Below are 21,236 nucleotides of genomic sequence, written 5' to 3' on the forward strand. Positions count from 1 at the left end.
TTATTGCTTAGTTAACTCGGCCTCTTGAGGCTTTGTTCAGATTTTACCGGCAACAGTGCCGTCGCTGGCCAGAAAGCTGGCCGTGCGCACGCAAACCAGAAGGATTGCATTATGTCCGGTATCGTTCTCTCCGCATCGGTTCGCCAGAACCTCCTCTCGCTCCAGTCCACCGCTGATCTGCTCTCAACCACGCAGAACCGTCTTGCCACCGGCAACAAGGTCAACTCGGCGCTCGACAATCCGACCAACTTCTTTACCGCCCAGGGCCTCAACAACCGCGCCAGCGATATCAACAACCTGCTGGACTCGATCGGCAACGGCGTGCAGGTGCTGCAGGCTGCCAACACCGGCATCACCTCGTTGCAGAAGCTGGTCGATACCGCCAAGTCGATCGCCAACCAGGCGCTGCAGGCGACCACGGGCTATTCCACCAAGTCGCAGGCGACCACGACGATCGCAGGCGCGACCGCCGGCAACCTGCTTCCCCCGGATACGGCGGCGACGCTGACCGGCACAGCCACCGGCACCATCGCAGCCGCTTCGGCTTTGACCGGCGCCACCGGCGGCAGCTTCGTGGCTGGCGATACGATCATCGTCAACGGCACGACCATCAATGTCACCGCCGCCGGTGCCGGCACGGCGGCCTCGACCACCGCTCCGGACGGCACGATCAACCTCAACACGACCGCCACCGTCGCGGCGACCACTGACGATCTGACTGCGGCGATCAAGACGGCGTTGGGTGGTGGTTCCGCGGCCGCGGCGATCGCAGGCAACAAGCTCACAATCACTGCCGGCAATACCTCGGACAGCATCACGCTCGGCGGCACCGCACTCGCCAAGGTCGGCCTGACCGCCGGCGTCACCGCTCCGACCTCGACGAAAGCCGGGCAACAACTGACGATCGGTGCGATCGACGGCAGTGCGTCGCAGACGATCACGTTCGGAACCGGCGCTGGCCAGGTCAATACGCTCGATGCCCTGAATACCAAGCTGGCGGCCAGCAACCTGGCGGCCTCCATTGACACGACTGGCAAGCTGACGCTGACGACAACGAACGACGAGGCGTCCGTCAACTTGACGAGCTCTCTGTTCACCGGCAGCGGCGTGGGCGCCGGCAAGTTGTTCGGAACGATCGTCACCACAAATGCGGTGGTCGATGCCAATGCGCAGAACACCCGCGCCACGCTGATCAGCCAGTACAATGCGGTGATCGACCAGATCAAGACCACCGCGCAGGATTCGTCCTTCAACGGCGTCAACCTGCTCAACGGCGACCAGCTCAAATTGGTGTTCAACGAAACCGGCAAGTCCACCCTGACCATCCAGGGCGTGACCTTCGATCCGGCTGGCCTCGGCCTGGCGTCGCTGACCAAGGGCACCGACTTCCTCGACAACGCCACGACCAACAAGGTCCTGTCGTCGCTCAACGATGCTTCCAGCTCGCTGCGTGCGCAGGCTTCGACCTTTGGTTCTAACCTATCGATCGTGCAGATCCGTCAGGACTTCTCGAAGAACCTGATCAACGTGTTGCAGACCGGCTCTTCGAACCTGACGCTGGCCGACACCAACGAGGAAGCGGCGAACAGCCAGGCGCTGTCCACCCGTCAGTCGATCGCGGTGTCCGCGCTGGCGCTGGCCAACCAGTCGAACCAGAGCGTGCTGCAGCTGCTCCGCTGATCGCAAGCGACATATCAGACAACGGAAACGGCGGGGGAAACCCCGCCGTTTTGTTTATGAGGCGTTAACCGCAATTATTGCATCAATTGCATATAGGACATTGGAGGAAATGGGTCGATGCCACTGAGATTCGACCTCGGCGTCGGCGAGCGGCTTTATGTCGGCCGCGGCGTGATCACCAATGGCCGCACACGTTCGATGTTCATCCTCGAAGGTGATATCCCCGTTTTGAAGGAGAAAGACGTCATCTCGGCGGTGGACGCCGCCACGCCCCTTAAGCGTCTATACGTCCACGTCCAAGAATCCTATCTGCATGAAAAGCCGGCCGCGACGTCTGCGTATGCCGCGCTTGCTGCGCAGGCGGCGGCGGATTCACCGGACATCTATCGAGAACTCGCGGATATCGATGCGCTGATTATCGCCGGTGATCTGTATCGCGCGCTTAAAATGCTGCGCGGTCTGATCCGCGCGAGCGACCAACCGCCGGCGACGTAGAAAACCTGCAGCAGATTTCCTGTTTAGCGTCGCGAGCGCTACGGTCTAAGTCGATGGCAGATGGTTCGGCGCACCGCCGATCGCGCGGGTCCGCCATCGGTTCTTTCAAGGTGACGCCCTTCGGTACCGATCATAGCGCACCGGACGCCTATATGCTGCTAGTCAAGGCCGAAGGCGGGGGCGTAAATGAGTCCGCTCGCAAACTCTGACCGCGGCGACAGAAAAATTCTGCAGGCCTACATCAACATTGAGAGGAGATATGGTTGGATCGCTTACGGCCTACGTGTCCATTGGCGCGGACAAGTTATTTCGGCAGATGGCTGGATAGGCGGCACACAAAAAGTTTATGCGCAGATAATTGCGCTCGACGCGCTGTTAGCCGCCATTGGCGCACAAATTGGCGGCACAACCTGGTCAATCGAAAAAACCTGTGCGGCAAGACCCAGAGCGTTGGATGGATGTCTCAACTGGGATCGGCATTCGAATGGCGATCAGTCCGTCCGAGAAGCAAGAACTCGGGAGCATCTACCTTCGTCTTGATGATATTTTGGCTGAAAAGCTGAGAACCTATCTCGGCGGCGCGGTCGAACCCGAATTTTCACTCGAAGTTTAGCAAGAGGGCAAAGATCGCTTTGGCGCGGCTAAACGACCTGCCTCTCGCTGCACCACCAGTTCGATTCTGATAGGCGACACTCTGCGGCCGACAAACCGCTAGCTGCCAGACCTACAAAATCCTCATCACGGTCCCATAGGTTCGTAGTTCATGTTTTGTTAACGTTTTATTTTTGGGGCTAGGTATGCGCAGCACGCCTCTTCGCGCGAGCGAGGCCCCCGGCCTGTCCAGGGTACCCCCGGGATAAATTTGCACCCCTCAGCCTGACTAAATCGAGAGGCCTAGCCCGACGCGGCATATGCACGCCGCCAATACCGGCCGCGCATTTTCCGACATAGGCGAGGCAAATCATGAACCGCGATCTTTACGCGCAGGTCTCCGCGCGCATTGTTGCAGAACTAGAAGCCGGCGCGGCACCGTGGATTAAGCCGTGGTCCGCATCGCCGGGCGCGAACACCCCCTGCAACGCAGTGAGCAACCGGCCCTACTCTGGATGCAACGTTGTTCTGTTGTGGATGGCCCAGGCGGCCGGCTATCGCACGCCGCGCTTTCTCACCTTCAAGCAGGCTTTGGAGCTGGGTGGCAACGTCCGCAAGGGCGAGCACGGCACCAGGGTCTATTTCGTGAAGCAACTGCAAGTCCGCGACCAAGACGCAGGTGACAGTTCGTCAACGCGTCTGATCCCGATGATGCGCGAATATACGGTTTTCAACGTCGACCAGTGCGAGGACCTGCCCGATAGCATCAACACGGGAAAGCCAATCCGCGTTCGCAATCCCGACACGCGCGACGAACTTGCCGACACCTTCCTGCACTCAACCGGCGCAGACATTCGCGAGGGCCATGGCGAAGCCTGCTACGTGCCGAGCCGAGATTTTATCTCGCTACCGGCCTTCGTCGGGTTCAAGGGTGCCGACCACTTCTACAACGTGGCCTTCCACGAGCTGACGCACTGGACGGGACACAAGTCTCGCCTTGATCGCGACCTGCGACACCGCTTTGGCAACGCGGCCTATGCGGCCGAGGAACTCATTGCAGAGCTGGGCGCCGCGTTCCTGTCTGCAGAGTTCGGCTTCGACGGTGACGTCCGGAATGCGGGCTACATCGCCTCATGGATTGGGCTTCTGAAGGCTGACCAACGGGCATTCTTTACCGCCTGCAGCCAAGCCTCCAAGGCCGCTGACTACCTGCGCGGGTTGGCGATTGCCACGCCCTCAGAGAGGGCGGCGTGATGGCGTCTGCCCCCGGCCTCAACCAGCGAGAGTGCCGTGAGCCGCTCTACGACATCCACCCTCTGACCGGCATCAGCATCGAAATTTTCTATGCCGATCGCACGCTGGAGACGTTCGGCAAGTGCGGTGCAGGTTGGTTTTGGTGCTTGCGCCGGCGTGGCTGTTCGCCAGACGGTCCGGCGATTGGTCCGTTTGCTACGAGTTATTCGGCGTATCGACACGCGCTGAGTACGACGATTCCGACATCTTTAGCTGACGAACGAAGGCAAGTTGGCTGACCAACAACGCTAACGCGGACACAGTGCGGACACAGCGATTTACGGGATGGCAGGACTACTGACTAAGTTGTTGATTTTAATGGTGCCCAGGGGCGGGTTGGCCCTCAGTCCACTTAACGTCAGCAAAATCAATTACTTAACGCCACCTCAGACGCCGGCTTTGTACCAAGCAAATGTGCCGATGTCGACCGTGAAATAAGGCCGTTCTCGGCCACAGAATTCCCTTTTCACGTCGTTGATGAGGCCGGATTCGCCGCTTCGGTGAGCGGTTCGCATCGCCCAAACCAATGCGATTCCCCCGCCGATGATGGTGCCGCCGAAAGATTGATGACGTGGATAATCCGACGGTTCGGGTGGTTGCGCCGGAACGCCCAATGCTCGGTATGATGTCGCCTTTCGCGGCGATGCGACCGCAATGGCCGGTCCCAGAATGGCTACCGCTTTCGCTTGTCCATCAGTTGCTTTACGACGGCAGGCGGCGATGTCTCGAACACGCGACTGGCAAGAACGTCGGACGCTACCACCGACTGGACATCGTCGACAGACAGGATGGCGTCCTCGTCCGCGACCAGGCGATTGGCCTGACGCAAGCGAATACGATCCAGCGCGTTGCGGATCGAGCGGGCGTTGGAGAATAGGGGCTGCGCCTTGCGCAACGCGATGTAACGTACAAAGGCGTCGCGGGCGTCAGAGGTGAACTTATAGTTCATGTGGCGCAGCATCACCTCCGCGATCGCAAGCAATTCCTCGTTGGTGTAGTCGGGGAAGTCGATGTGATGGGCGATGCGCGAGCGGAAACCGGGATTGCTGGAGAAGAATCTTTCCATACGGTCCGCGTAGCCTGCGAGAATTACCACCAGATCCTCGCGCTGCGACTCCATGACCTGAAGCAGAATCTCGATGGCTTCCTGGCCGTAGTCGCGTTCGTTGTCGGGTCGATGGAGGTAATAGGCCTCGTCGATGAACAGCACGCCGCCCATCGCCTTTTTCAATATCTCCTTGGTCTTCGGCGCGGTGTGGCCGATATATTGTCCGACCAATTCGTCGCGCGTAACCGACACGACATGGCCACGGCGTACATAACCCAGCCGATGGAGAATATCGGCCATCCGTAAGGCAACGGTGGTTTTGCCGGTGCCGGGATTTCCGGTAAACGACATGTGCAACGTCGGAGTCTCCGACGTCAGTTCCATTTTCTTGCGTATTCGCTCGACGAGGAGAAGCGACGCAATCTCCTGGATTCGTGTCTTGACGGGCTTGAGACCGATCAGCTCTTGATCGAGCTGCTTGAGGATCTCGCCGATTCCAACAGCCTGGAGTTCCTCGCGAAGGTTGACTTTATCTTGCATCGAAGGTGCCTGATAGCCTTGGTCGGGGCTTCTTCTGAAAACCGCTCGGGCTCGGGAGGATGAACCGTCCGGGTTTTTTACCTGATGGAACTGTCACTTATAGCGCTCGCCCTCGGGACGTTCGGCCACCGCATAGGAGGTCGTGGTGTACCGAACGTTGCGACCATCGGATTCCTGGCGCTCGAGCCGGAAGCCCGGCTCTTCCTTGGGCCTGTTGACGATGAACGACAGCTTCACCGACTCCCAGCCAGGGCTGGAATCGAACGCAGACATCCGGATGTAGCGGTCGCCATAGACCTTCCGGCACTCCTTCAGCTCCATCAGCACGCCGGCCGCGTCGCGCAGGTCGAACATCGGCAAATTCCACATCTCCCAATAGGTGTTGCGGGGATGCGGGTCGTCGGTGAACTCGATGTTCACCGCCCAGCCCTGGGTGAGGCAGTACTGAATCTGCCTGGTAATCTGCTCGTCGGTCAGATCGGGCAGGAACGAAAAACAACCTTGAGTAATACGCATATGATGTCCTCCTTTTATGCTACGGCCGGGGTCGTCACATAATCGGGAGCGTCGGTTGATTCGTAGTTGAACGTGACGTCCTTCCACACCTCGAGCGCCTGCTTCAGCGGCGTGCAGCTCGCGGCGGCCTTGGCCAGAATTTCCGGCCCTTCGCTCACGTAATCGCGGCCCTCGTTGCGGGCGAGGATGATCGCCTCCAGCGCCACGCGGTTAGCCGTCGCGCCGGCCTGGATGCCCATCGGGTGACCGATGGTGCCACCGCCGAACTGCAACACCACATCCTCACCGAGGTGCTGGATGAGCTGGTGCATCTGGCCGGCATGGATGCCACCGGAGGCGACCGGCATCATCTTGTTGAGGCTCGCCCAATGCTGGTCGAAGAAGATGCCGTGTTCGAGCTGGGTCGGGTTGTACTCCTCGCGGCAGATATCATAGAAGCCGCGCGTGGTAAGCGGATCGCCTTCCAGCTTGCCGACCACGGTTCCGGCGTGGATATGATCGACACCGGCGAGCCGCATCCATTTGGCGATGACACGGAACGACACGCCGTGAGAGCGCTGCCGCGTATAGGTCGAATGCCCGGCGCGGTGCAGGTGCAGGATCATGTTGTTCCGGCGCGACCAGTTCGACATCGACTGGATCGCAGTGTAGCCGATCACCAGGTCGATCATGATAACCACCGAGCCCAGCTCTTTGGCAAACTCGGCGCGTTCGTACATGTCCTCCATCGTCCCTGCCGTGACGTTGAGGTAGCTGCCCTTTATCTCGCCGGTCGCAGCCTGGGCGCGGTTGACCGCCTCCATGCAGTAGAGGAATCGCTCACGCCAGTGCATGAACGGCTGTGAGTTGATATTCTCGTCATCCTTGGTGAAGTCGAGACCGCCTTTCAAAGCCTCGTAGACTACGCGGCCGTAATTGCGGCCGGACAGGCCGAGCTTTGGCTTGACGGTGGCGCCGAGCAGCGGCCGGCCGAACTTGTCGAGGCGCTCGCGCTCGACGACGATGCCGGTGGGCGGCCCGTTGAACGTCTTGACATAGGCTACCGGCAGTCTCATGTCCTCGAGCCGCAAGGCCTTGAGCGGCTTGAAGCCGAACACGTTGCCGATGACCGACGCGGTGAGGTTTGAAATCGAGCCGGGTTCGAACAGGTCGAGATCGTAGGCGATATAGGCGAAGTACTGGCCTTCCGCCCCCGGTACCGGGTCGACGCGATAGCACTTGGCGCGGTATTTTTCCGCCGCCGTGAGGCGGTCCGTCCATACCACGGTCCAGGTCGCTGTCGAGGATTCCCCGGCCACCGCCGCCGAGGCCTCGATCGGATCGACGCCATCCTGAGGCGTAACCCGGAACAGGCAAATGACGTCGGTGTCCTTCGGCGTGTAGTCCGGCTCCCAATAGCCCATCTTCTTGTAGGACATGACGCCGGATTTGTAGCGGTCCTTGCCGCGAACCGTCAGCGACTTCTCGTTTATGTTCATGTTATGTTCTCCTTCTGACCGAGGCCAATTATCGGTCGTGAAATCTGGAAGCTTAGCCTTCAGTCGCCTCACTCGGCCAACGACCAACAGGCTGTCGTTTTGTCGCTTTCCCTTGATTCACTTTGACCAGCGCACATGACAAGTAATGCCCGTTACGACCGATGTGCCCCATCACATGTCCGCTATCGCAGTCATCTTCCCACTCTGATCAATGAGTCGTGAGCTTAGATGTCCAAAAAGGACAATCAATTTCATCAGAGGCCGCTCAACCCAAGAAGCTCAGTTTCGTTTTTTTTGAAGGAGCGTGTCACTCCGCGCATAATAGTAAAATCGAGTCCGCCTGAGGGCGAGCACACCGACTTTAGGTGCTCGTCCAGCCGAAGGCGCGGGCGCTAAAATATCGAAGAGAGCAAGGGCGGTAAGCCAGATCATAAAGGAACTGCAGCGGCATCGTTTTGGAGACGCTGCCCGAAAATCAAATGCTGCTCGGCCTCGAGGACGTCGAGCGAACGGTCGCGAGCGATCCCGGATCAGCCGGGTCCGACGAAGCGTGCGGCACGGGCTGAGAAGCGCCGCAGTAACCGCGGCCGGCGCATCTGCCGCGGGATCATCGTTGACCTCAACGACACGATCTGCCCGCACTGCCGGAGCGAGCTGTATCGATCCGTGAGGACAGCGACTTGACGTAGTGCCGGCGCAGTTCCGGGTGCTGGTGGCCCCGCCGCCCGAAATATGTCTGCCGCACATGCGAGGACGGTGTCTTCTCCGATGTCACCGAAAACCTTCCGCATTTCCTTGAGGAGATTTAACAATTAAAAACGGCTTCACTCAGCGCTCGGCTATCTCAGCCCCGTGCAATTCGAGGGTCAACACACCCGGCGAACGGTCAAATCAGCAGCCTGACTTGTCCACTCCAATGAGGGAGCCCAGTTGGGAGCCGATTGACATCTTGCCGTGCTTGTACACCAGCGTACAGCTCGTCGATTGTGCAACGACGGTGACCGACCGATAATTATGAAATAGATAATAGAAGCCGCGGATACGGAGCGCTTTTCTCTGCGCCTCGGAGCGCATTCTTTTTTCGTTGATTGCGCATCATTGACCTTTTTTGCTCCGGACGCTCAGCTAGCGGCGCAGGAAAACAAGTTCATAGGGAATGGCGACCACGCGGAGCGTCACCGCTGTATGACAAAGTTCGGAGTTAGGCCGCCGCGTCTATTCGCAAGGCTTCTTTCAGATCATCGGGATCAATATCGAACGCCTCGGTTGTTAAACGCGCTCTGGATGAATCCGTCGCCCTGAAGGATGTTGCTATCCGGCGAAACGCGAGGAACGACAAACCTTCGATTTCCTCCTCGTCGGTTACAACCTCATAGGTGCCGGGCGGCAACATTCGGTCGATGGCTTCGATGCAAAAGCTATGCTTGAAAACGACTGATTCTTTACGGGATCTGATGGTCATGACGCTATCCAATCACGTTCGCGGTCGGACCTCCTAAGAAGATTAAACCGCGCGCGGAGCTCGATCACGACACGATCTCAATCACCAGCGCCAAAATGGAGCGCACAACTAGGAAAAAGGGACGAATCGGTGGAACGAACCAATCCCGAAGGCGAACGGTGTCTGAATTGATGTGACAACCCACGTTGCGAAAACGGCGGGTTTGACTTCGCCAAAACTAATCTATGGAAGTGGGGTATGAACGGCTGATCACAATAGGGGCGCGTGATAATAAGAAATATAGTTGTGATGTTGAAAACCGCTTACGGCCCCCATCACAGGCGAAAGATCTCAACATCGAAAGTCCTGCCAGCACAACCATGATGCTTGGGAGCGAACTTGCTCGGTTGGAAAACGGCGGCCAGGACCGCATAAGTGCTAGGTGTCATGCTCCCCCGACACCGCGGCGAGCCTACGGAGGGGTTAAGGACTGATTCAAAAATAGAAAACAGAGGAACTTGACCCTCCGAGGACTGCCGAGTTTCTGTCTAATGCGCCAGCCAGAGCAGCTGGCGATCGGAACCTCGCCCCACCCCGCGCATTATCCAATCCGGACGGACCAGCCATCCGTTCGCGCTCTACCGAGAAACCCGCCGGTGATCCCATCGCCGGCGGGATCTTAGAATACAGACAGATCGGAAGTTATGAACGTGATCGATTGGTCCAGGCTGTCTAACCTCCATCCGCAAGTCCGGGCGAAGTTCGCCGGTGTCGCCAAGACGCAGGCGATGCCGGTCGACTACGGGCAACGACAAGAAATTGGCCAAGTTGTTCAACAGCAAAATGAAGAGCGAGGCGAGAGCCTGCAGTAGTTCGCCGAGCTGTTTGGAGAAAAACAACTCCAAACTATAGCTGCTTCTCCCGCTTAGGACGACGGCGCAATGTGGGATTCGATATCGAAGAGGGTAGGCTACGTCGCTTGGTTGATCGCCGTCATTTTCGTGGCGGTCGCGCTTTGGTACATGAGCCAATAAGCGAGAGAACCAAGCCGAACTCTGGTCGGTAATCCGAAGGACAATCCGATGGGGATAGACGGTCGAAGTCGGCGAGCGGGTATCAGTTGTTTTGTCGGGGAGTTATCACCACATACGATATGGGCCCAACAAGGTAGGTATTGTCGTGAAATCATTTAAACGTCCCGCGGAAGATCAGTCCGAGGAACTTCGACCTCGGAACCCTTAGCGCGCCGACATCATTCCGACCGAAGGCTTCGCGATGGTCGTGGATGGAAGGCTAAAATCTTCCTTTGACGAAGAGCGCATTGCCCAAGCAGCGGGTGCAGAACTCCTGGCAAAATTTCCGATGCTTCGCGTCGAGGTGTATAATGCGGAAACGAAGGTCCGCACCAAAGTCGAGGCAGTGGCTACAAGTTAATCCAGCAAATCGCGAGGCAAGAAGGAGTCGAGTGATCGACGCCGCGGACGGCCCCAGCTTGGCGCGGCTACTACCGGAAAGCCGAAAGGTCGGGTCGCTTCAGCCAGGGCCGGAACGAGAGGATTTTCTCAAGAAAATCGCCGGGGCCGCGACCGCCATAAACATAGACAGATTTGCAAACTCGCCGGGATTGCGGCCGCCAAATCGGTTGCAGGAGGTCGCTGCGCGCACCGGCGTTCGGCTGGAGCCCGTCTCCGCCCGGTCCAGCCGCCGTTCTTTCCCAGTAACGCATCCCGGTGAGCCCTCACCGGCGGGTATTTGTTCTCACGTAACCTCTTGCTCTCACGTGGATTAATCGGCCCGGCGGGCAGCGTCTGTCTTCACTCAGCTCGGCCTTCGTCGCCCGTGGCGGGCCTTTTTAATGCTCGATCGACGCGCGGCGCTGGCCCACGAAACCGTGTTTCGACACTGCCCCGATCGGGGCACACCATCAATCCATCACCGCACGGTCCCCTGGCTCCCATCGGTGAAGAGAACGCCCGGTAGCGCTCCCGCCTTCCTCTGACGGAATGAAGAGCCAATGGGCCAGCTTTCTCGAAGTAATATCTGCCCGACGTGCGGGAAACCGATGACCATGGCATTGCCGCCTGGAGGGAATGGTGCGCGCACGCTCCGGTGCGTCGAATGCGATCCTTTAAGCGACGACAAGACACTGGGATGGATAGAGAGCGAGCTCCAACCGCCGGAGCCTCCGCGCTAATCCGCGCTCCCAATCTCTTCATCGTGAACTCGATCTCACCGTCCGGCAGTTCGCGCCAGGTCTCGACCTTCGACAAGTGCGTCGCGGCCGGACAGGCCCCCCCCCTCGCCGTCTGTCTGGCTCGGTCTGAGGCTGGGTGAAGGTGTCTCCCGAGCATAGCCGTCAGGGGGTCTTGGTCTGCCGGCGCCGGGCAACACTTCGATCCGCACGTTCTCAAGGCGTTTGGCCATGGGCAACGGCACGCTTTCGCATCAACGAAGCCTCTAGTTCTGACGATCACGAAATCCCTTAACGCCGTTGTTCTCTGCGCAATGTTCGCAGCAGTAGAACTTGTCCGCAGATTCAAGCCCATGCCCAACGATGCGAATACCGCAGTGTTCGCACACCGGAGCCAAGGCGTGGATCGCACATTCGAAGCTGTCATAGGTATGGGTTTTCCCGCCCATGGTGACTTGAAATGCCTTGTCGTAGTCGTTTCCGCAGGTTTCGCACTGAGACATGTTCACTCTCCCATTGGTTTGCGTTGATGATCAATGACCGGATGGGCCGATCGGTTCCCGCAGCGCCAGCGCTCCTTCTTTTGGACAGTTACGCCATCCTCACCGCAATCTTGACGCATGATTGCATCACAAGTTGCCGGGTCCACGCCGCTGCGAAAAAGACGAAAAAGACAACACGGCGTTCGTTAAGCGGATTGTTACAACATACGCCGAAATTACGGATCGCGCCGGACTGAGTCGATCTCGTGATCGAAGGCGCAAAACCGGAGAGCTTTCATTAGTAAGACATCACTGGACGAACAGATCGCCAACGCGCTCATCGATAACGCGGTCAACGACGGCTTTCTAATCTCCGTCAATGACGGGGAAGAGGCGGTCGTCAACCGATCGCGGAATATCCCCGAGATCACAAAGGCGATGTTCAGCACCAATAGGGACACGCTCACGCTTAATGTCGAAGAACGGCGCGTCGGTATGATCACTCTGATCTACGACAACGGGAATAACGGGCTCGATGTGATCAGTGATCACACTGACATCCCGCACATCAACCGCCTCGTTGAGCACACCATGAAGGAGTTCGAGCGATGAGACTCTACGCCTAACCTGCATGTTCGCGAGACGCGGATCGCAAGCTGGAGGGGGATCAGTGCAAACCCGGCTCGCGCTGATCGGTGCCGCGTCCACATAATAACTAGAAGAAGGGCCGCCTACTGAGGCGCGCCCCCCTCTTGGTTAAGCGTCGCGTTTGTCTTTTGTCCTCGGGTAGCGAGGATGCTTCGATGGTTTGATCGTTCCCATAGCAAGTTCAGCGCTGCCATGATCGCCCAATCAGACCTGATCATCAGCCGTTTACGAAAATGACCGAGACGTTTCGTGCTTGCAAAGATGTAGGCGTGATATTTTCCCATTATTTTGGTGCCAGGCTTGGGGACGACAGCCACTGGTCGCCGTGCGACGCTGTTTCAGCCTGGCGTGCCTTTCGGATTAACCGCTCTCGCTCAACGCCGGGCTGAGTACCGCGTGCCTCTTTACGGAGGCGCTGAGCTTCATCGTTGAGGCGTTGATAAAGCGATTTGAGATTCTGTGGAAAGCGAGGTCGAGTCTGCATGGCGTGGCTCCTTTGTTTGCCGTAGGCGGGAGCGCAACACTCGGAGTCACCGATAAATGCGGAGGTCCCGGGCGGCAACGGCGAGGTCGAGCGCTCAGAACGCCGCGAGCGCCGTTCATTATTCGACTTTGCGGCGAGGAAGCCGAATCAGGGAGGCTCGATGCGTTAGCCGCACCGAATGGATGCTTCCGTCGTCCACCGGGTATTGCACTTAGAGCAGTGCCATTTGTTGGTGACGACATGGAGCGAATATTGCGAGTTCACGGGTGCTGTCACAGCATTCCCGCAAGCGCAAATATCAGTCCCTTCGGGACGCGATCTTCGGATAGGCAATTCACGAGCGACGCGGCTTGCCCATTTGCGCTCTGAGCTTCTCTGAAGATGAATCGGATAGATGATCGCGTTCATAGCTGGCTCCCTTGGGGGCGGGAGCACAGGAACGTCTCTCTGTCGCGAGCGCCGATTAAAGTGTCTGGCGATTATCTCTATATGGGCAGCCCAGCCGACCAGAACTAGAGCCGCGCAACCGAACCCAAAAAGAAAAACTTCCTGGCCCAGCCGTGATACATCCAGTCAATGCTCTCACGACGGCATACCTCGGAGCACGTCCCTTCTGCCGAATAATGCCGGCGGTCTGACGCCATATGTCCTTTATCACCGGGTCCGCCGGCGCTTTGCCAGAGTTGAATTTCTTCATCTGCTACGATGAACAGAAATGCTCCCTTCGGAAAGTTCCTCAATTGGTCTCACAGGACGACAACCACCGAGTGCTCCGATGAGCTTGAATTACGGCTCGACACAGCGGCCAGTCGGTTCGAAGAGTTGACTCTGATGGGCGAGGCTAAATCACGCGCTCCGAAAACTTCCTGAGCAATATCAGAATCTTTCTAATAAATGAGGTTGCTTCGCCCAATAAGCGAGCGCAGCTGCCGTGCCCGTGAATTGTATCCGGAATTTTACGGAAACGCGCTGGCGCCGGTGAAAGACGTTTAAAGTGCGGGATCTGTGTCCCGGGTAGCGCGTGCTAAGAACTTGGGAAGCGTCCGCTCCGATTTCGGATGCATCCCTGGCTTGACCTCAAATCCCGACGGTCAATGACTGAGCTCCGGAAAGATCCGGGCGATGGCGACCTTGAGTTCTTCGAGATCGTAAGGTTTCCGTAACGCGGTCTCGTTGCGATATCCGTCGACAAGACCTTCAAGACCGTATCCGCTGGCGAACACAAAGGGGATGCTGCGCTGGCGCAAGATGTCCGCGACGGCAAAGGATGGCGTGCCCGCCACGTTGATGTCGAGGAGCGCGAAGTCGATGCTGCTTTCGCGGGCAACCGCCATCGCAACCTCAATGCGGGTGCAAGGTCCGACGATCTGATGTCCCATACCGGTCAGTACATCTTCGAGATGCAGGGCAACAAGAAATTCATCCTCGACGATCAATATGCGTTTCGTCCTCCGATCGGTCATCAAGCCCACCCGTGCCATGATGTCCGGCCGGCATCGGTGCATCGATCGTGCAGACAACGCCGGAGGACTCATAAGCAACGTGGACCTTGCCGCCAAGTTCCGCCGCTAACACCCGCTCGATCATGATGGAGCCAAAGCCTTGATGGTCAGGCGGCATAGTTTTAGGTCCGCCTATCTCTTTCCAACGCAACGTCAGATGGCGATCGCCACCTTTGCCTGGAAGGGTCCAGACGATGATGACGTGGCCCTCTTCGTTCGACAGCGCACCGTACTTAGCGGCATTGGTGCACAATTCGTGGAGCGCCATGGCAATAGCAAGGGCCTGGCTCGGCGCGAGATGAACATCCGGACCTTCGATCCGGAAACGACTTTGGCTGCTGGCATGCGGCTTAATCGTGTTGGCGACAATTTCCGTTAGATTCGCGCCTGTCCAGCTTTCTCGGGTTAGGATGTCGTGCGCCTTCGCCAAATTGATCAGCCGTGATCCAAACGCCTCGCGCGCTTCCTCGATTGTTGCGGCATGCCCGAGCGTTTGGGACGCGATGGATTGGATAACCGCCAACGTATTCTTGACGCGATGATTGAGCTCACCCATCAGAATGTTCCGGTGCTCATCCGCGCGGCGTCGCTCGGTCATGTCTCGCGCGATCTTAGACGCGCCGAAAACGCTTCCCCGGGCGTCCTTGAGCGGCGAGATGGTCAATGACACCCAAACCTGACTGCCGTCCTTGCGCTGGCGGAGAGTTTCGTAGTGCTCGATGTGCTCGCCGGCGCGAATGCGGGCGAGTATCTCGACCTCTTCGAGGTGGCGATCCGGTGGGATCAGCGTCATGACAGGCTTGCCGACGATTTCCTCGGCCGTATAACCGAACAGGTGCTGCGCACCCTTGTTCCAACTGGTGATGATACCATCGAGATCCTTGCTGATGATCGCGTCATCGGACGATCGGACGATCGCGGCGAACTGCTCCGCAAGCACCTCGGCGCGCTTGCGCTCGGTGATGTCCACCAGCATGTTCACCGCTCCGATGACCACACCAGAGGCGTCTCGGAGTGGGGTCGGGTAGGCGAGGAACGGCACCCGGAGACCGTCGGTCCGTTCCGCCACCGCTTCCGCCCCCCTGATCTGCCGGTTTTCCTTCAGGGCGATCGCCATCGGACATTCGTCGTGCAGCAGCGGCGTTCCGTCGGTTTTGTACATCCTCCAAGAACCGCACCACTCGTCCGAACCCAATTCCGGAGCGCGGCCCCATAGCTCGGCAGCGGCAGGGTTGTAAGAGGTGATCAATCCTTTAGCATCTGTTGTGTAGACCGCTCCGGGCAATGCTTCGATGAGATCCTTCAGATGCTGTTCGCCTTGCCGGATCGCGCGCTCGCTCTCCCTGCGCGCGGTCACATCCTCGATGGCCAGCAGGATCAGATCCTGGCGCCCGCCTTCCTGCTCCAGCTTGCGGGCGTTGAGTAGCATGCACTTCCGGCCAATGTCGCGAAAGTCGTGCTCAACCTCGAAATCGGTAATCGCTCGGTCCTTCAACAGCACCGTCTCGAGAAGCATTCGCAGTTGTGGGATATCCCATTCCCCGTTGCCAAGTTCATAGACAAGGCAGCTTTCGGTGTTCTGCGGTCGACCGTGAAACTGGTCATAGAAGGCACGGTTGGCGGATTGGACACGCAGATCTCCATTCAGAACGAGTAACGGCTGCCGGATCGTTCCGACGATGCTCTCGGCATAGATCCGTGCTTCGTCAGCGGCGTCAGCGGCGTGTTTGCGTTCGGTGATGTCGCTGAACGTGACGACGACCCCTGCGATGTGATTATCCTGTGTCCGGTATGGAAGCATGCGCCGTAGATACCAGCGTCCCGCGTCGCTCGGCACTTCAGCCTCGAGGGTGGTGAGTTTCTTCAGCACCGCTTCGGCGTCGGTTAACAGGTTCTCATCGGCGAATTTGCGCGCGAAATGCGCGATCGGACGGCCGATATCGGTCGAGACCAGATCGAATAGTTCCTTGGTCGCGGGCGCGAACCACCTGATGCAGAACTTCTCATCGAGGAACAAAGTGGCGGTTTCCGAACCCGCTAGCAAGTTGGTCAGATCGTTAGTGGCGGCTTCCAGTTCGCCGATCTTGTGCTGAAGCTGATTGTTGACGGTGTTGAGTTCTTCGTTGAACGACTGAAGCTCTTCCTTCGAGGTTTCCAGCTCCTCGTTGGTGGACTGAAGCTCCTCGTTCATCGAGGTCGCTTCTTCGTTCGACGCTTTCAACTCCTCGTTGGCGGTTTCCAGATGCTCGATGGTGTTGCGCAATTCGGCGCGGGTCGAGATCAATTCATCCTGAAGCGCCTGTTCGCTCGCGGACGTGTCAACAACGTCCTCGCGGAGAACCTTCGCCCGAACCGGGTCGGATGCGGGTGGACCCGGAGCGAAGCTGACGAGCAGAAAGTTGCTGTCACGCGAGGACGCCGGCAATGGCACGACCGTCACCGCGACAGTCCGGATCGTCTTGCCGTGCCGGATATGGGCGTCGACCGTGACGCTGCCGGCTCCCTTTGAAGCATCTCGGATTGCGCCGCGAAGTTTCAGGGCCAAGCCATTGCGTGCCATGCTTAGCAAATCCCTGGTCGGCTCGCCCGGCGGCTGCTCCAGATAATCCCGCGTCGTGCCGTGAAAGTAGAGCACACGACCTTTTTGGTCGATCAACACCGACGCTGGGGCATAGCGCTCAAGCAGCATGCGCCGCGCTGTCTCGGTCACCGAGGCGTTGGTTGGCTCGACTAGTGGTGGTTCATCCGCCCGGCGTGGCTCAAGGGGGCTGTGTGTTGTTGGCGGATAATCGATCAGGTCGTGCCGGGTCTGGCCTTCCCGGCGATATATCCGCCATTTTTTGGACACGGTCGCGAACAGGTCGCCGTGTCGTCCGACGGTTTCAGCATTGCCAAGGAACAGATGGCCACCTTGGCGCAAGCCGAAATGACATAGAGCGATGATCCGCTGTTGGGCCGCCGGTTCAAGGTAGATCAGGCAATTGCGGCACGAAATGAGATCTAGCCGTGAGAACGGCGGGTCGCGCAGCAGATTCTGTTGCGCGAACACAATCATGTCGCGAAGTTCCTTGCGGACCTGAAGGGAGCCATCGAGCTTCTCGAAGAAGCGCTGCAGACGTTCCGGCGGAAACGTGGCTGTGGCGGCGGCCGGATAAATGCCGTCTCGCGCCTTGCGCAAATTGTCGTCCTGGGCGTCGGTCGCGAACACCTTGAGGTCGAACCGCTTCCGGGCCGCCTCCGCCCGCTCCGTCACCAGCATGGCGATGGAATAGGCCTCCTCGCCGGTGGCGCACGCTGGGACCCAGACCCGGATCGCAGCACCGGAGTCGTACTCCGCGACGAGCGGATCGATCACCGATACCGTGAGGGCATCCCACGCCTCGACGTCGCGGAAAAACCCGGTGACACTGATCATCAGGTCCGCGACCAAGGTCTGGACTTCATCTGGATTGGCCCGCAGCTTCTCCAAATATTCGTCAAGCGTTCCAATATTTCGGAGCCCCATCCGGCGGTGAATCCGCCGCCGCTGCGTGCTGCGCTTGTAGCTGCCGAAATCGTGCTTGGCGCGGGCGCGCAACAGTTCGAGAACCTGTTCGATGGTTGCCTGATCGTCCGGCGACGCCGGTCCCGGTTCAGCTGGTGCGGCGACGTAACCATGGCGCATATAGGCAATGATGGTCTCCGGCATCTTTTCCGGAGCCAAAATGTGATCGGCCATATCCGCCGCGATCGCGCTTCGCGGCATGCCGTCGAATTTTGCGGTCTCAGGCATCTGCACCAGGCTCATGCCGCCCTCTGCCCTGATCTCCTTCAATCCATCGGTGCCGTTGCTTCCGGTTCCGGAGAGCACGATGGCAATCGCCCGTTCGTGCTGTTCCACGGCAAGCGACTTGAACAGCACATCGACCGGATGGCGGTGACCGCGGGCGTCCGACGGTTTGGACACCTGCAGCCGACCGTTGCGCACCTCCAACTCTGTATCGGGCGCGATCACATAGACGTGGTCGCGATCAATCTGCATTCCGTCCTGGATCTGCGCGACCGGCATCGCCGTGCGGACGGCCAGAATGTGCGCCATCTCGCTTTCGCGATCCGGATCGAGATGCAGAACGACCACGAACGCGCAACCGCTATTGCTCGGCATGGCCTCGAAGAAGCGGCTGAGCGCCTCGATGCCCCCCGCTGATGCGCCGATGCCGACGACCGTGGGCGATGGTCTCCCCGGGTCTACGCGTTCGGTTGTGCGAGATTTTGCTTTCACCACGTCCCATCCTCTCGCGACGTCCTGACGAGACGCGTATTGACCGATCGGCCTGTCGTCGCCTTGATTGTATCATCTTCAGAATTTGGCAGAAATTGAATCCAGAACTCCTATCGCAGCGCACCAATTCGAGAGACGCGCCTAAGTCGCTTATTACATTTCAATATCACCTTTGAAGCCGACGAGCATATCGAGCAAAGCGAGATGGGCTGGATTGCTTTTGTCGTTGTTCCGGATCGTGGCCTATTGCGGCGCTTCCGCTGCCGAAGACATTGACGTTACCGAATTCAACCGAGGTCGTGAGCCATGCCGAAGCGGCCAATCCTGGAAGTTGTTGCGGAGACCGGACAAGCCGTCGAACCCCCGCCTCCGGAAATCCTGGAACCAGACGCGGATCTCTCGCCGGAAGAGATTGAGCAGGCGCGCAGGGACTATCTGCTCACGCGATTCTGGATCAGCGCCAAAGGATTTTGGGGTGCCAATGGCGGCAAGCTGGCGTGGGTGTTTTCTCTCGGCCTGATCGCCTTGATTATTACAAACGTCGCGTTCCAATACGCCATCAACGTCTGGAATCGCGCGATCTTTGACGCCATCGAGAAGCGTGACTCCGCCACGGTTTTTTATCTAACGGGGGTGTTCTTCCCGCTCGCGATCGGCTGCGTGGCGCTCGGCGTTTTTCAGGTGTTCGCACGCATGGGCATCCAGCGCCGCTGGCGCGCGTGGCTGACCGATTCAGTGGTGTCCCGGTGGCTAACCAACGGCCGCTACTATCAACTCAATCTTGTCAGCGGTGACCACCAAAACCCGGAATATCGCATCGCCGAGGATCTGCGGGTCGCCACCGACGCGCCCGTGGATTTCGCCTCCGGCGTGATATCCGCGTTCCTTTCGGCCGCAACCTTTATTGTGGTGCTCTGGACCATTGGTGGCGCACTGACCGTAACGTTCGGCGGATCGACATTCACCGTGCCCGGTTTCCTCGTGGTGGCGGCGGTGATCTATGCCGGAGTGACCAGCAGTTCGATGGCTTACATCGGCCGCCACTTCGTCGCGGTTTCGGAGAGTAAAAACCAGGCCGAAGCCGAATATCGCTACGCATTGACGCGCGTTCGCGAAAACGGCGAAAGCATCGCCCTGTTGGGTGGCGAGGAGGAAGAGCGCAACGGAATCGACAAAACGTTCGCCGGCGTGATCAAGCAATGGGCACTTCTCTGCGGTCAGCACATGCGCACCACCGTCGTATCGCAGGGATCGAGCCTGATCGCTCCGGTCATCCCGCTGTTGCTATGCGCGCCGAAATACCTCGATGGCAGCATGACGTTGGGACAGGTGATGCAGGCGGCATCGGCCTTCACCATCGTGCAAAGCGCGTTCGGCTGGCTTGTCGACAATTATCCGCGTCTGGCTGACTGGAATGCCTGCGCGCGGCGGATTGCGTCGCTGATGATGTCAATCGACGGGCTGGATCGCGCCGAGCGTGGCGACGGTGTTGGCCGTATCCAGCGTGGCGAGACCGAGGGCGACGCGATGCTCAGCCTTAACGACTTGTCTGTGACGCTCGACGACGGCACCGCCGTGGTGGGAGAAGCAGAAGTGATCATAGAGGTCGGCGAGCGCGTGCTGGTGGCGGGCGAGTCCGGGACCGGCAAAAGCACCCTAGTGCGGGCTATCGCTGGCCTGTGGCCATGGGGTGGCGGCAGCGTCGGCTTCCATCCGGACCGTCGGTTGTTCATGCTCCCGCAAAAGCCGTACGTGCCGTTTGGAACGTTACGTCGCGCTGCCGCCTATCCCGCGGGTGCGGAAGACTGGACTCTCGAAGAAATTGGCGCTGCTCTGGACAAAGTAGGACTTGGTCATCTCAAGGAGCAACTTGAGGAAGAAGCGCCCTGGGACCAGACGCTGTCGGGCGGCGAAAAGCAGCGGCTCGCTTTCGCCCGGCTATTTTTGCATAACCCCGATATTATCGTGCTGGACGAAGCCACATCCGCGCTCGACGCAAAGAGCCAGGATAAGATGATGGACCTCCTCAATAAGGAGCTTCCCAACGCCACCGTCGTCAGCGTGGCACATCGCGTCGAACTCGAAGCCTTTCATACTCGAAAGATCGTTCTGGAGCGACGCAAGGGTGGCGCGAAGCTGGTGAGCGATATTGACCTCATTCCGCGCAAGGGAAAACGCCGCCTGCTGGGTCGTTTCCTGCGCCAGCGCAAGGCACCTCGTTGAGACGTGTGCACTGCGATGATAAGCGAAATATCGCCGCGGCTGCGCCAGGCTGACTGCAGCTGCATAGCCGCGACAATCGGCGTTATGCGCATTTACGCCAATAGCCTTTCGCAACCAACTGTATGTTCTGACGGTCCAGCGTCGCGTATCAGTTGATCAGCCGCGGCCGTCCAAACCCACGCTCCAGCCGGTCGATCGCGACCACCAGCTCATGCCGATCCATAATTTCGACCAAACGATCAATCGCAATTTCTGGACACGAGGTGCCGACTTCAAGATATCGGTCAATAATTCCCTTATCTCAACAATGGCGTGAAGCAATAGGTCATGGTCTCTCATGTCCACCTCCTGCGGAGACTGGCC

General features: G+C 58.7%; 16 protein-coding genes. 8 read left to right on the plus strand and 8 right to left on the minus strand.

Going from position 1 to position 21,236, the window contains the following annotated elements; all coding sequences use genetic code 11:
- Positions 1 to 111 precede the first annotated feature (111 nt).
- The 5 genes from ACSZOQ_RS16550 to ACSZOQ_RS16570 all read left to right on the plus strand — a co-directional run bounded on the left by ACSZOQ_RS16550 (position 112) and on the right by ACSZOQ_RS16570 (position 4,298).
- Positions 112 to 1,680, plus strand: coding sequence for a flagellin N-terminal helical domain-containing protein (locus ACSZOQ_RS16550; RefSeq protein WP_439923517.1), 1,569 nt, complete (start codon positions 112 to 114; stop codon positions 1,678 to 1,680).
- A gap of 117 nt (positions 1,681 to 1,797) precedes the next feature.
- Entirely contained in the window at positions 1,798 to 2,175 is a 378-nt protein-coding gene (locus ACSZOQ_RS16555) for a flagellar biosynthesis repressor FlbT (RefSeq protein WP_439923518.1), read from the plus strand.
- A gap of 385 nt (positions 2,176 to 2,560) precedes the next feature.
- Positions 2,561 to 2,788 (plus strand): hypothetical protein, encoded by a 228-nt coding sequence (locus ACSZOQ_RS16560; RefSeq protein ID WP_439923519.1) that lies wholly within the window; start codon positions 2,561 to 2,563, stop codon positions 2,786 to 2,788.
- 350 nt (positions 2,789 to 3,138) lie between these two features.
- Positions 3,139 to 4,020: an ArdC family protein gene (locus tag ACSZOQ_RS16565; RefSeq protein ID WP_439923520.1), complete on the plus strand. Its 882-nt coding sequence runs from the start codon at positions 3,139 to 3,141 to the stop codon at positions 4,018 to 4,020.
- On the plus strand, positions 4,020 to 4,298 hold the full coding sequence (locus tag ACSZOQ_RS16570) for a hypothetical protein (protein WP_439923521.1): 279 nt from the start codon (positions 4,020 to 4,022) through the stop codon (positions 4,296 to 4,298). Before ACSZOQ_RS16565 ends, ACSZOQ_RS16570 begins: the two co-directional genes overlap by 1 nt.
- Before the next feature lie 147 nt (positions 4,299 to 4,445).
- On the opposite strand, the gene ACSZOQ_RS16575 is transcribed toward ACSZOQ_RS16570, so the two are convergent.
- The 5 genes from ACSZOQ_RS16575 to ACSZOQ_RS16595 form a co-directional block, all read right to left on the minus strand.
- Entirely contained in the window at positions 4,446 to 4,673 is a 228-nt protein-coding gene (locus tag ACSZOQ_RS16575) for a hypothetical protein (protein WP_439923522.1), read from the minus strand.
- A 59-nt stretch (positions 4,674 to 4,732) separates the two neighbouring features.
- Positions 4,733 to 5,647 carry a CbbX protein gene (cbbX, locus tag ACSZOQ_RS16580; protein ID WP_439923523.1) on the minus strand — a complete coding sequence of 305 codons (915 nt, stop codon included), beginning with the start codon at positions 5,645 to 5,647 and terminating at the stop codon, positions 4,733 to 4,735.
- Between the two features lie 93 nt (positions 5,648 to 5,740).
- Positions 5,741 to 6,163 carry a ribulose bisphosphate carboxylase small subunit gene (locus ACSZOQ_RS16585; protein ID WP_439923524.1) on the minus strand — a complete coding sequence of 141 codons (423 nt, stop codon included), beginning with the start codon at positions 6,161 to 6,163 and terminating at the stop codon, positions 5,741 to 5,743.
- A 14-nt stretch (positions 6,164 to 6,177) separates the two neighbouring features.
- Complete coding sequence (locus ACSZOQ_RS16590; RefSeq protein WP_439926107.1) at positions 6,178 to 7,635, minus strand: form I ribulose bisphosphate carboxylase large subunit; 1,458 nt, start codon at positions 7,633 to 7,635, stop codon at positions 6,178 to 6,180.
- A gap of 1,207 nt (positions 7,636 to 8,842) precedes the next feature.
- Complete coding sequence (locus tag ACSZOQ_RS16595) at positions 8,843 to 9,103, minus strand: hypothetical protein (RefSeq protein ID WP_439923525.1); 261 nt, start codon at positions 9,101 to 9,103, stop codon at positions 8,843 to 8,845.
- 683 nt (positions 9,104 to 9,786) lie between these two features.
- On the opposite strand from ACSZOQ_RS16595, the gene ACSZOQ_RS16600 reads away from it, so the two are divergent.
- The gene (locus tag ACSZOQ_RS16600) at positions 9,787 to 9,954 is read left to right on the plus strand and encodes a hypothetical protein (RefSeq protein WP_439923526.1); all 168 of its coding nucleotides are present in this window, start codon (positions 9,787 to 9,789) and stop codon (positions 9,952 to 9,954) included.
- A gap of 1,585 nt (positions 9,955 to 11,539) precedes the next feature.
- Here the strand turns inward: ACSZOQ_RS16600 and ACSZOQ_RS16605 are convergent.
- Positions 11,540 to 11,776 carry a hypothetical protein gene (locus ACSZOQ_RS16605; protein WP_439922703.1) on the minus strand — a complete coding sequence of 79 codons (237 nt, stop codon included), beginning with the start codon at positions 11,774 to 11,776 and terminating at the stop codon, positions 11,540 to 11,542.
- A 417-nt stretch (positions 11,777 to 12,193) separates the two neighbouring features.
- On the opposite strand from ACSZOQ_RS16605, the gene ACSZOQ_RS16610 reads away from it, so the two are divergent.
- A complete protein-coding gene (locus tag ACSZOQ_RS16610; RefSeq protein ID WP_439923527.1) occupies positions 12,194 to 12,367 on the plus strand; it encodes a hypothetical protein in 174 nt (57 codons plus the stop codon).
- Positions 12,368 to 13,978: 1,611 nt separating this feature from the next.
- Here ACSZOQ_RS16610 and ACSZOQ_RS16615 read toward each other — a convergent pair.
- Together ACSZOQ_RS16615 and ACSZOQ_RS16620 are read right to left on the minus strand one after the other, a co-directional pair.
- Positions 13,979 to 14,350 carry a response regulator gene (locus ACSZOQ_RS16615; protein ID WP_439923528.1) on the minus strand — a complete coding sequence of 124 codons (372 nt, stop codon included), beginning with the start codon at positions 14,348 to 14,350 and terminating at the stop codon, positions 13,979 to 13,981.
- Positions 14,307 to 18,653, minus strand: coding sequence for a chemotaxis protein CheB (locus ACSZOQ_RS16620; protein WP_439923529.1), 4,347 nt, complete (start codon positions 18,651 to 18,653; stop codon positions 14,307 to 14,309). Before ACSZOQ_RS16620 ends, ACSZOQ_RS16615 begins: the two co-directional genes overlap by 44 nt.
- Positions 18,654 to 18,956: 303 nt before the next feature.
- Here ACSZOQ_RS16620 and ACSZOQ_RS16625 point away from each other — a divergent pair, with 303 nt between their 5' ends.
- Positions 18,957 to 20,873, plus strand: a complete 1,917-nt coding sequence (locus ACSZOQ_RS16625) for an ABC transporter ATP-binding protein/permease (RefSeq protein WP_439923530.1) — start codon at positions 18,957 to 18,959, stop codon at positions 20,871 to 20,873.
- The last annotated feature ends 363 nt before the right edge of the window (positions 20,874 to 21,236 follow it).

Source organism: Nitrobacter sp. JJSN (assembly GCF_051912485.1).
Taxonomy (GTDB): Bacteria; Pseudomonadota; Alphaproteobacteria; order Rhizobiales; family Xanthobacteraceae; genus Nitrobacter.

Bases quoted from the DNA above. Each gene is read 5' to 3' on its own strand.
- ACSZOQ_RS16550 (WP_439923517.1), top strand. From the start codon at position 112: ATGTCCGGTATCGTTCTCTCCGCATCGGTTCGCCAGAACCTCCTCTCG.
- ACSZOQ_RS16555 (WP_439923518.1), top strand. From the start codon at position 1,798: ATGCCACTGAGATTCGACCTCGGCGTCGGCGAGCGGCTTTATGTCGGC.
- ACSZOQ_RS16585 (WP_439923524.1), bottom strand. From the start codon at position 6,163: ATGCGTATTACTCAAGGTTGTTTTTCGTTCCTGCCCGATCTGACCGAC.
- ACSZOQ_RS16605 (WP_439922703.1), bottom strand. From the start codon at position 11,776: ATGTCTCAGTGCGAAACCTGCGGAAACGACTACGACAAGGCATTTCAA.
- ACSZOQ_RS16600 (WP_439923526.1), top strand. From the start codon at position 9,787: ATGAACGTGATCGATTGGTCCAGGCTGTCTAACCTCCATCCGCAAGTC.
- cbbX (WP_439923523.1), bottom strand. From the start codon at position 5,647: ATGCAAGATAAAGTCAACCTTCGCGAGGAACTCCAGGCTGTTGGAATC.
- ACSZOQ_RS16615 (WP_439923528.1), bottom strand. From the start codon at position 14,350: ATGACCGATCGGAGGACGAAACGCATATTGATCGTCGAGGATGAATTT.
- ACSZOQ_RS16625 (WP_439923530.1), top strand. From the start codon at position 18,957: ATGCCGAAGCGGCCAATCCTGGAAGTTGTTGCGGAGACCGGACAAGCC.
- ACSZOQ_RS16610 (WP_439923527.1), top strand. From the start codon at position 12,194: ATGTTCAGCACCAATAGGGACACGCTCACGCTTAATGTCGAAGAACGG.
- ACSZOQ_RS16595 (WP_439923525.1), bottom strand. From the start codon at position 9,103: ATGACCATCAGATCCCGTAAAGAATCAGTCGTTTTCAAGCATAGCTTT.
- ACSZOQ_RS16565 (WP_439923520.1), top strand. From the start codon at position 3,139: ATGAACCGCGATCTTTACGCGCAGGTCTCCGCGCGCATTGTTGCAGAA.
- ACSZOQ_RS16570 (WP_439923521.1), top strand. From the start codon at position 4,020: ATGGCGTCTGCCCCCGGCCTCAACCAGCGAGAGTGCCGTGAGCCGCTC.